This is a genomic window from Streptomyces sp. NPDC094034, assembly GCF_040303865.1.
In the GTDB taxonomy this organism is placed as follows: Bacteria; Actinomycetota; Actinomycetes; order Streptomycetales; family Streptomycetaceae; genus Streptomyces.
In genome coordinates this window covers 24404-35419 of the sequence record NZ_JBEOUD010000047.1, presented here as the reverse complement: position 1 = coordinate 35419, position 11016 = coordinate 24404, and the positions used below count along the sequence as shown (strand labels likewise).

Sequence of the window (11016 nt, the reverse complement as noted above, 5' to 3'; positions counted from 1 at the left end):
GTCAGTTGTCCTCACCTGGTCGGTTGTCCGCTGGTTGGTCGGTGCCGCGTGGGTCGATGCCGCGTTGGCCGGTGTCGCGTTGGCCGGTGCCGCGTTGGCCGGTGTCGAGTTGGCCGGTTGTCCGTCGGCCGGTTTCGCGTGGGTGGGATGTCGGCCGTGAACGGATGTGCTCCACGGCGGAGTCGAAGGCCGCGAGCAACCCCGGAGGCGGCACCCCGACCAGCAGGGCGGTGGGCCCGTCCACCGTGATCTCGGCGGTACGCGGCCCGCCGGTGAAGTCGTATCCCCTTCCGGCGAGCCGGGGCGTGAGGTGGTGGACGCGCTGGTTGCCGCTGCCTCGCAGCCCCTTGCCGTCGTCCAGGCGGGCGACGTACTGACCGTCGATCAACACATCGACGAGGCCGACGAGTTCGGTGACCCCGGGAGCCGGCGGTCGGGCTCGCAGCCGTTCCAGGCGGTAGCCCGTGAAGCAGATCACCGAGAGGTCCCGCCGTGCGCGGGCCGCGCGGACCAGCGCGGCGAGCCCGGCGGCCTGGGCCATCGGCTCGCCGCCGGAGAGCGTCAGACCTGTCACGGCGGGGTCGGCGAGCAGTTCGTCGGCCAGTCGCGAGGGGGCCAGGCGCCGGGCCGGGCGGTCCGGGATCCACTCCGGTGCCAGACAGCCCACGCAACGGAACGGGCAGCCCTGCACCCATACCACCGACCGTCGCCCGGGGCCCAGGGCGTGGGTGCCGACCCGCGTGGCGGCGACATTGAGGTCGTGGCCGGTCATGGCAGGTCCGATTCGGAGGCCGCGGGCCGGTCGCGTATCACGGGCGGCTGCGCGGGCGGCCGCACGGGCTGCGCGGGCCGCGCGGGCGGTAGCGGTGGTCGCGCGGAAGGTAGCGGTGGTTGTGCGGGTGGCGGCGGGGCGCCGCGCCAGGGCCCGTCCCCACGCGGCGGAAGTGATCCGGGGCGCGGGATCGGCGCGGGGCCGGTCGGCACACGGGCACCCGCACCGGCATCAGCACCGGCATTCGCAGCGGCACGGGCACCGGCATCCGCAGCGGCACCGGTACCAGCTTCCGCACCGGTACCGGCTTCCGGTGCGACCGACGCCCCGGGCTGCCCGCCGGGGTCCGGCCGGTAGGTGAAGGCGATGCCGTTGATCACCACTTCGTCGCCCGGCCGGCAGACGGCGTTCGCGCTCCGGGCCGGCGTGCCGTCCGGGCTGTAGCGGAGGTGCAGGGCGATCCCGCGACGGCCGTCGTCCGTCCGGAACCGGCGGCCGTGCACGCTGCCGCTGCCTCCGATCCGGCGCGGCGCGAGAGCCAACCGCCGCCCGCGCAGGACGACATGGTCCTGCGGGCCGCCGCCGGGCGCCGAGGCCGACATCGAGGCCGGAGCCGACACCGAGGCCGGGGACAGCACCAGCACACCGCTCAGGACCGCCCGGTTACGGCGCACCCAGAGCAGCAGGGCCGCGAGGAGGGCCGCCACCGGGACACCGATCAGCAGCGGCAGGGCCAGCGGCGAGCCGACCTCGGCCCGCAGCCGGGGACCCTTGTCCGGTCCGTCCACCGCCGTCGGCACCTTGAACGTCACGTCGTCGAGCGTGGCCGCCCAGGGCGTCGTGACCTCGCCGTGCACGGTGAGACCGACCTCGGACTCCCAGGTCCGCCGGATCGGCAGTGCGCCCGCGTCGGGCTCGCCCCGCACCTGGACGTCGAACCGCCGTGCCGCGCCCGGCTTCAGGGACACCCGGTCCGGCAGGCCGGTGACGGTGAGCGGCTGCCCCTTCAGGGTCGCTTTGAGTCCGGTCACGGTCAGCGGCACCCGCGCGGTCGTGGCGGTCAGCGTCAGTGTGACCGCCGCCCCGCCGCTGCCCAGGCCGAGCGTCCCGGCGGGCGACCACGTGGCGGTGACGCCCTTGCCCGCGTCCGGCGCGACCAGCCGCGCGGCCTTGCGCGCCCGGGACCGCTCGGCGGCCCGGCCGAGATATTCGGAGAGGTCCTGCACGGACTCCGGCCGCAGCTCGGTGGTCTTCGGAACGACGCGGGCCAACTGCGCGGTGCCGGACTCGTCGGTCGCCAACGGCAGTGAGTAGGCGGCCAGTTCGCGTCGCCCGGCCAGTTCGGCGCCCCGGTCACGCAGCGCGTCCCAGGCCGGCCCGTCGGCCTTGGGGTACCGGGAGCCCTTCGCGGGCTCGTGCTTGCCGTCGGTGAACATCACCACGGAGCCGACCTCGGCGGCGCCCGGCCGCTCCAGCTCGGCCAGGCCACGGTCCAGGGCGGCGCCGATGTCGGTGCGCACGCCGGAGGGACCGGCGCGGGCGGGCAGCTTGTCGATGATGCCCGCCGGGTCGGACGGGCGGCCCAGATAGACCGTCTCGGTCTTGCTCCCGAAGGTGAACAGAGCGACGTAGTCGCGAGGTGACAGGCTCTTCAGGAACGACAGCAGCGCCGACCGGACCGACGCGTACCGCCCCTTGCTCAGCATCGAGCCGGAGACATCCACCAGGATGACGTAATCGGCGGGGAGTTCGTCCAGGCCGAGTTCGGCGTATATCTCGGTGCGGCCGGGCTCCGATCCGGTCGCGGGAGTCTCGGTCGCGGAGGTCCCGGTCGCGGGAGTCCCTGCCGCGGGAGTCCCGGCCGCAGGACTCCCAGCTGCGGGAATCCCGGTCGCCGGCGACCCGGCCGCCGTGGTGGCCAAGGCCGTGAGCACCAGGGCGGCGAGCGAGGCGATGGTGCGGTGGACGGCGTGGACGCGTGTGCGTCCCGATCTCGGTTGCGGCGGCGGTGGCTTGTTCATCACGTGTGGGCTCCTCGGACGCGGCACCTGTCAGGGGCGGTCTGGTCAGGGGCGGTGGAACGGCTCAGGTTTCGGGTGGGACGGGCAGGGGGCCGAGCGGTACGCGGGTCTCGGTGTCCGGGCCATCCGCCACCCGGTCATCCGCGATCGGGCCGGCCGCGACCAGGTCATCCGCGATCGGGCCGGCCGCGACCAGGTCATCCGCGATCGGGCCGGCCGCGACCGGGCGCAGCACAAGGGCGGCCGTCCCGTCCGCGCCGACCCGGACGCCCACCCGGCAGAGCCCGTCCGGCACGCCGGTGGGCAGCGTGATGTCCGGCAGCGGCACCGGGCGGCCGTCGGGGCCGACGGCCTCGACCCGCAGCGGGCGCCTGGCCGCCGCGTCGGGAAGCACCTCGGCCGGCCGGCCCGCCCGTACGGCGAACACGGTGTCACCGCCCGGCTCCAGGGCCCCGGGGGCGGACAGTTGAAGCTCCTCGGTGCGCAGTCGTCCGGCCGTGCGGCTGTGGGTGCTGATACGAACGGCGTACGGATAGCGGTCACCCGGGTCGGCGAGCCCGGCGGCCACCAGCGCGCCACCGGCCGCCGCCGCGTACCCGGGATCCACCTCAGGGGGCAGCGGAAGCAGCCGATGACTCTCCCCCAACTGCTTTATGAGCGGCTGGAGTCGGGCCAGACCTCCCGCGAGCAGCAGTGGGGGCGGCCGGGTGCCGCCGGGCGGCGCGGCGATCTCGGACAGAGCCCGGCGTACCGCGTCGACCAGCGGGGGCAGCGACGTCCGTACGGTCCCCGCGGTGATGTCCCGGTCGGCCAGGCGGTAGACCACGGTGTCGTCGAAGGGGTCGGGGCGACTCATCGCCTGGGCCACGGAGAGCCCCAAGCGGCGCCCGCCGGGGTCGTCCCGGCGGGCCGCGGCAAGAGCGCGATGCCCCTCCTCGTCGTCGGACAGACCGGCGGCGGCGAGGAGGCTCGCGTCAAGTGCCGTTCCCAGCAGACCACTCGGTCCCGTCGCCTCCGCGGTGGCGTGAAGGAGTACCGAGGACCCGGCCAGTGTGCAGCGCGCGGCGTCGACGGCGCGCGCCCCGACATCGCACACCAGATACTCTCCGGCGTCGGCCGTCCCGCCCGCGGTGTGCCGGACGAGGGCGAGCAGCGCGTGCGCGGTGCCGATCGCGCGGGCCCGTGGGCAGCCATCCGCGGTGAGGGCGGCCGTCGCGAGTCCGGCCAACTCGCGGGCGCTGCGGCGCGGCAGGACCACCACGGCCCCGGCGGGCGGACCGTACCGGGCGAGGTAGGCGCCGTACGCCTCGCGCAACGCGTCGATCGGCCGACCGCGCACGGCGGCGGAGAGCGGCAGTCCCTCGCCCGGCAGGTCACCGGGCAGCGACACCGGACACGGCGGCCCGGCGCCGGGCCGTGCGACGGCGAGCCGCGCGTAGCGGACGCCGATGTCCAGGGCGAGGGTGTGGGCGGGTGCCTGGGCCTGCGGGTGGCTGTCCGCGTGGGTACGGGCGTACGGCGAGTTCACGCGCGGTCACCCCCTCGGAGCCCCAGCCAGCGCAGCAGGGATTTTGTGCTCCGGCCGGGCTCGGCGTAGTCGCCGGGTGCCGGGCGGGGCGGTTCGCCGTACGGCCCGCCACCGGAGGATCCCGGTGTCCCCGGCAAGAACCCCTGTCCGCCGAGGCCGCCGGGTCCGCCGAGGCCGCCGTGTCCACCAGGGGTGCCGGGTCCGCCGGATCCGCCAGGGCCGCCGGGTCCGTGAGGTACGGGCCGTCCGGGTGTCGGCACGGGCGCCGTCGGCTGTCGGCGGGAGGGCCTCTGGCGCAGGAGTTTGATCGCGTACTCGACGCCGTCCCTCATCTCCTCGTGACCTTCCAGTACCCGCTGCCTGACCAGTTCGCCGAACCGGGGCTGAGCGATGGAGTAATAGAGCAGATCGCCGAGGAAACGCTGCGGGGAGGTCCGGTTGAGGTACCCGGCCAGTCGATGGACCGCGTCGGGGCGTCCCATGTGATCGTGGAGCCAGGGTCTGATCGCATCAAGTACGGCCGAGGGATACTCGACGGTCTGCTGGGCGTTCCTGACGTAGCGGGAGTTGGGGCTCGCCCGCACGATGGCGTCGCCCAGCGTCTCGGGAGCGGCGCTGCGGGTGGCCGCGAGCCGACGGATCTCGGCGGTGTGGGCCAGCCACTGGAGGCCGGGTCGGTCCCTCAGACGCTGCTCCCATCGCGCGGGCATGCCATGCGTGATCCAGTCCCCGGCGTTGGCCAACAACTCGGCGATCCGGTCGAGCAGCGGGCCCTCCCAGGTCTCCGGACCGCCCTGGGCCAAGGACCCAGGAAGGCGGGTCGGCCCAGCCTGGGACGGGGTCGGCTCAACCCGGGGTCGGGTCGGCTCATCCGTGGGTCCGCCAGACAGGACTTGAGGGTGCGTCAGCTCCGACAGGACCCGGTACGGGACCTGATCGAGCCGTTCACCGACCAGCCCCGAGGCCAGCGCGGCCTGTCCCCGGCTCCCCAGCCCCAGCTGGGGCACCTCCCGCCTCAGGACGGCGGCGTACTCGACGGCCGCCTCGTCGTCGTCCGCGATGAGGCGGGACCGTTGCATGCCCTGGCCGAGCAGAAGGAACTGGAGCAGATCGGCCCAGGCGGCGTGCGCTCCCGGGAGGCCGGGCCGCTTCGGTACGAGGATGTCGATCTGGTCGAGCAGGAAACCCCGGTCCCTGTCGGTGCCGCTGCGTCCCGTCGCGACCTCGTACAGCTCCGGGTGAAGCCAGGAGAGCGCGTCCGGATTACGGGCGTGGCAGGCCAGGCTCAGACCGGTGCGCCAGGCCGTCGTGGAGATTCCGGCGAACGCGTCGAGTGCGTCCCGGTCGACCGGGACGGTCGGGCGAGCCGGGAGGGTCGGGCGAGCCGGAGGACCCGGGAGATCCGGGAAACCCGGAGGACCCGTGAAACCTGGAGGACCCGGGAGGGTCGCGGGAGCCGGCGGTCCGCGGTGGATCAGGGCGGCGCCGCGCAGCCAGTCCGGGGCGGTCCGCTTGCCCGCCCCCTCCCGCGCGAGCGGCGGTTCGTCCGCCCTGTCCCGCGTGCGCGGCGGTTCGTCCGCCCCGCTCGGCCAGAGCGGCGGTTCGCTCACCCGCTCCGGCCAGCGCAGCAGTTCCCTCACCATCCGGTCGTCCAGGGTGTTCCGCCCGGCGTTGAAGTCGAGCCAGGCCAGGGTCAGTTCGGGACGGCGGACCAAGACGTCGCGCACGGCGGCCGCGGTGTCCTCGTCCAGACCCTGCCGCAGGGCGTGCAGGTTCTGACTCCGCGACGACAGGCCCTCCGGCGTCATGGCCGCCGTGCCCCCGTCGAGATAGCCGGCCAGGACCACGGCGTGGGCCCGCCGGTCCCGGGGCCCCGCCGCGACCGCCAGATCGAGGACGGCGCACACCCGCTGAAGGGTCTGTCTCTCGACGGGCCAGGAGTTGAGTTCGTCCGCGAGCGCCTGGCCGACCCGTGGGGACCAGTGCTCCAGAAGCAGGCTCCGGGCCTGCTCGCGCTCCGCCTCGGAGCGTCCGCCGGGCAGAGTGGCGAGCGCCAGATGACGGGCCACCATGGCGGCCTCCCCCTCGGGCAGGTGGTCCAACGGGCACAGGCTCAGCAACCGGACCACATCGGCCGGCTGGCCTGTACCCCGGTCGATGTCCGCCAACACCACCGACCGGAGGTCGAGGTCCCGCAGGTGCCGCAGCGCCTGTTCGGCGTCGAGCGGGGACAGCGGCGCGCGATGGGACAGCAGGTGGGTGAGCAAGGTCTCGATGCCCATCTTCCGGCGCAGCCGCAGCAGCTCCGCCAGATAGGCACGGCCCTCACGTGAGCCGGGCTCCTGCGGCGGCTGCCCGGCGAGCACGGCATGGCACTGATTTCCCCTGGGACGCAGCGCGAAGGTCAGCCGCAGCTCGTGATCGGCGCCATGACCGGCCCAGGTCGCGGCCGACAGCCAGGCGCGACTGCCGTACGGCAGGAGAGCGCAGATCCCGTCGAGCACGGCTACCCGGGTGACCGCGTGCAGACCGGCGTGCTCGGGGGAGAGGGTGATGACCACGTGTCGTCCCTCAAGGAGCAGCGCGGCGGACCGCGCGGCCCACTCGAACTGGATGTTCTGGTCGATGTACCGGGCCAGCTGTGCGACATCGGCGGGTGCCGCGTCGAGAACGATGTGCGGGGGATGCGGGGGATACGGGGCGTCCGCGTCCATGGCCGGCCACTCCGCGTCCAGCGCGGCGTTGTAGAGCGAGGACCAGGTGAGCCCCGCGCCGCTGGTCGGCTGCCAGTCGAGGAGCAGCAGCCGGGCCGCGTAGCTGATCCGGCCGGTGGCGTCCCGCCCGCCCGACCAGATGGTCTCCACCAGGCCTGTCACGGGCCCGCCGGACTCGGTGCCGCCGAGGAACGCCACCCAGGGCAGCGCGTCGGGGGCATGGGGGCGGTCGGGGCGTGGCGTCTCCGTGGACGCGTCCCAGAAGTACTTCTGGGCGATCCGGGGGTCCACGTTGCCCGCCTGTACGTCGTAGGCCACCTGGCCCGGTGCCTTGCCCTGGAGGGACCAGGCGGCGCGCACCGGGCGGCCGGCCGGCGGCCCGCTCACCTCCGCCGCCCCCACCGGAACCGGCCGCCGCTCGGCGGCCGTGGGGTGGTGCCCCGCAGACCTTTCTCAAGGGTCATCAGCGGTTCGAGGATGTTGATCGGCATCGGCGGAGAACCGCAGATGCGTGCGCCGTCCGGCTCCACATTGACGTAACTGCGGTAGTCGAACTGGTTGTAGGGGTTGAGCCGGAAGCCGATGGCGGAGCTGGCGTGGTAGGACATCCGGTCGGGGTGGAAGAAGTTGCGGAGTGCGTCACGGACCAGCCGGGCGCTGCCGCCGCGGAAGCTGTCGCACATCCAGTCGAAGAAGCCCGGGGCCTGGTGGTCGGGGACGCGCGGGATGTCGCCCGTCCGCTCCTGGGTGACCCAGCCGGCCCGCAGCGCCGGTTCGAAGACGTCCGGGTGGTCGAATTTGGTGATGCACACCGCGACGTGGTGCGGCAGCCGGCCGTTGGCGAGGAGCCGGCCCTCGTCGCGCACCCGGCCGGCGATCTGACTGGCCATCCCGAAGAAGTAATTGATGCTCGTGGTCTGCTGGTTGGCGTCCAGGAGCGGGTCGAACAGATAGACAAGGCCGCCGCAGTTCGTCAGATGGGTCACGGCCCGGTCGTGCAGTTCCTCGCCGACCTGGTTGGACCTGGGGTTGAACGCCTCCCCGGGGAGGTCGAGCACTTCGAGCGCGAAGGTGACCGGGCGGGCACCGAAGCCCCATCCTCCCCGCAGCTCGCCGGAGAACGACCATCTGATGTCCCGCTGCGCGCGGCTCGCCTGCGGGAACCGCTGCTCCGACACCAGCAGGTCCACGCTTTCGTGCAGGAACTCCGTGGAGGAGGGGTCCATGCCGGCGACCACCCAGTTCGCCAGGCCGCGCCGCTGGTGCTGTATCGCGGCGATCGGCACGGCGCCCAGGAACGTCGTCTTCCCGGAACCGGAGGCTCCCCACACACCGATCCTGACACCGGCGGGAGAGGCGCCCCGGAGCTGCGGTACGCCGATCGGCGGGATGACCTGGTCGGCCACGGAATGGTTGTCGGGGGCGGCGGGCCGCGGCGGGTCGTACGAGGGCAGTGGCGGCGGCAGGTGAGGCGGTACGGCGGCGCCGGGCGCGCCGCCGCGGCCGAGCGGCTGCCAGCTGCGGCTCGCGTCGGAGTGCCCGTTCGGGGAGCGCTCCTCGTCCGAGGAGCGTGCTCCGTCCATGTTGTCCCCGGAGCCCGGGTCGGGTTGATGCGTCGGTGTCGTCATGGAGTGGGTCAGCTCCTCGGCAGATCGGATGGGCGTGGGGGCAGTGGCGGTGCGGCGAAGGCCAGCGGACAGCCGTCGCTGTCGCGTTCCTGTCCGGCGGTGAAGGCGAGCGCCGCCCGTTCCGCCGAGTCGGTGCCGGGCCGGAAGAGGAGACGGTCCGTGCCCGTCAGGTCCTGCCAGGTTCGGGCGAGGTAGCGGCGCAGCCGGTCCCCGCTGGGCACCCCGGGAGTGGCGGGCGCCGCGAAAGGCTCGGCCCGGACACCGACGCGTACGCCCCGGTGGCGCAGGGTCCCCAGCTGCTCGCGCCAGTCCACGGCGCGCGGGCAGCCGGGCACCAGACCGTCCTGCGCGGGCAGCGCCGGTGGCCGGCTGCCGACCACCAGAAGCACCCGGTCGACCCGCTCGGCGCGCTCGGCACGCGGCCCGGCGGCCAGTTTGGCCGCGGTCCCGAGCGCGTCCTCCAATGAGGACGTGAGGGTGTCGCGGGGCCGTATCTCCGGGGACAGCTCCCGCAGTTGGCGTTGTGCCCGGTCGGGTGGGCCCGGCCGTACGTACGTGATGAGGTCGCGGTCCCGCTGGTGCTCGTTGCGGGGCGCGTGGTGGTAGTAGCCGATCACCGCGACCCGTAGCCCGCCGCCCGCGCCGCTGTGGCGCTCCGCTGCGCGGATCAGGTCGCTCGTGAAACCGACGCGCTCGGCGACCTCGGACCGGTCGGCGCCGGACATCTCCACCGCGCAGATGAGCTCCAGGGGTCTGGGCCGGGGAAGGAACCGCGGTACGCCGTGGACCACGGCGTGCAGGCTCTGTCTCCGTTCGGCCCGTGCCTCGGCCAGGGTGTCTCCGGCGTCCGCGCGCACCTCGATCTCGCCCGGACCGCGCAGGACGAAGGTGAGGTGCGCCGAGCCGAGTGCGGGCAGTTCGGTGCGGGGCAGGCCGAGGAGTGCGGGGTGGCGGTCTTCCGGGCGGTAGCGACCGGCGAGCAGCGGCAGTACGACGGGCACGGTCCCGGAGGGCGCGGTGGAGCCGCCCGGCGGGACTCCCGCCTCGGGCGCGCGGGGCGGCGTCGGGGGGCCGCCGTACACCGTGACCGAGGCCGTCCGGGTCTCACCGGGCGCGAGCCGCAGACCGGCCTCGAACAGAATGTGGTGATGGAGCTCCACCGGAACGTGGTCACCCGCGCCGGTTCCGGCCCGCGCCAGCAGCAGGGTGTGCGGTTCGCGCAGCGGCACGCCGCGCAGCAGCCGGCGGACCCGGGCCGTGGCGGTGGACGCCGTGCCCGGACCTGGCGTCGGGTCCGGGGCGCTCTCGGCACTCGTCGCGCAGGTCTCGCGCAACACGGCGGCGGCCCGGTCGAGAAGAGTCCAGCCGGTGCCGCCGCGGAGCAGCACCACCACGCTCGTCCGGGTGCCCGTCCTCTCGCACGCGCCGGGCACGACAGCGTGCAGCCAGTCGCGCACGGCCCGGTCGAAGGCCGGGCGGTCCACCGGCTCGACGGTGCCCACGCCGCCGGCGAGTTGGAAGCGGCGCGCGCCGTCCCCGGGGCCGAGCCCGGGGACCAGTTCGGTCCAGGAGGTCTCGGCGTGCGGGCGCGCGTGCGGCAGACCGGCGGTGTCGGCGAACGCCCGTACCACGGCCGCGCGTTGGGTGCCGAACTGGACGAACAGCAGCTCGGCCGGCGCGCCGGTGGTGAGCCCGCGCAGCAGATCGGTCAGGGCGGCCGGCTCGGTGGCCACCGCGGGGTCGGGCGTTCCCGACGGGGCCGGCGTTCCCACGGGACCGGGCGTTCCCGGCGTTCCCTCAGGACTGACGTGCGGAATTCCGGCGGGGGCCGGGCGCAGCAGCCCGGCGATCTCGGCGATCTCGGCGCGCGGGGCCGGATCGCTCAGCGCGCGCCGGGCCGCGGCGAGGTCCCAGGTGTGCGCGGCGGCCGCCAGTTCGGCCGCCGCGGCCCGATGGTCCTCCTCGGTCGCGGCCCCCAGAACCGGGTCGCCGCCGAGCGGGAATCCGCATACCGGGCAGTGTCGTTCGCCCCGTTCCGGGTGGAGGCAGGCCGGGCAGCACACCGCCGGGCCCGACCGTATTTCGTCAGCTCCGGGAGAGAGCGGCATCTTCGCGGCGCGCCCTCTCAGCGCGGCCCGGAGCAATGTACGCACCCGGCGCCGCCCTTGATGGATGTCATGTCCGTCCCCTGCCTCCGCTCCGTGGTGAAGAGCCCGGGAGGGGTGCCCAGCCACACTGGGCTGGTTGGTCAACTCCTTTGTGTTCAGGGGGTGTTCAGCGGTTCCCCTGAGCTGCCGGACCCATGACTCCAGTCAATCGGACGGTCCGGTCGGGGACTGGTCGGGAGCGGGGT

At 74.3% G+C, this 11016-nt stretch carries 6 protein-coding genes; all 6 read right to left on the bottom strand.

All coding sequences use genetic code 11. The features are described from left to right. Nucleotide 1: 1 nt before the first annotated feature. Nucleotides 2–772: a 4Fe-4S single cluster domain-containing protein gene (locus ABTZ59_RS30760; protein ID WP_351420429.1), complete on the bottom strand. Its 771-nt coding sequence runs from the start codon at nt 770–772 to the stop codon at nt 2–4. Beyond that, on the bottom strand, nt 769–2793 hold the full coding sequence (locus ABTZ59_RS30755; protein ID WP_351420426.1) for a vWA domain-containing protein: 2025 nt from the start codon (nt 2791–2793) through the stop codon (nt 769–771). The genes ABTZ59_RS30760 and ABTZ59_RS30755 overlap by 4 nt, the downstream gene beginning before the upstream one ends. Nucleotides 2794–2857: 64 nt before the next feature. Continuing rightward, complete coding sequence (locus ABTZ59_RS30750) at nt 2858–4321, bottom strand: hypothetical protein (protein WP_351420423.1); 1464 nt, start codon at nt 4319–4321, stop codon at nt 2858–2860. Then, the gene (locus tag ABTZ59_RS30745; RefSeq protein ID WP_351420421.1) at nt 4318–7422 is read right to left on the bottom strand and encodes a hypothetical protein; all 3105 of its coding nucleotides are present in this window, start codon (nt 7420–7422) and stop codon (nt 4318–4320) included. Before ABTZ59_RS30745 ends, ABTZ59_RS30750 begins: the two co-directional genes overlap by 4 nt. Then, nucleotides 7419–8663: a hypothetical protein gene (locus tag ABTZ59_RS30740; RefSeq protein ID WP_351420419.1), complete on the bottom strand. Its 1245-nt coding sequence runs from the start codon at nt 8661–8663 to the stop codon at nt 7419–7421. Before ABTZ59_RS30740 ends, ABTZ59_RS30745 begins: the two co-directional genes overlap by 4 nt. 8 nt (nt 8664–8671) lie before the next feature. After that, on the bottom strand, nt 8672–10816 hold the full coding sequence (locus ABTZ59_RS30735) for a hypothetical protein (protein ID WP_351420417.1): 2145 nt from the start codon (nt 10814–10816) through the stop codon (nt 8672–8674). Nucleotides 10817–11016 lie beyond the last annotated feature (200 nt).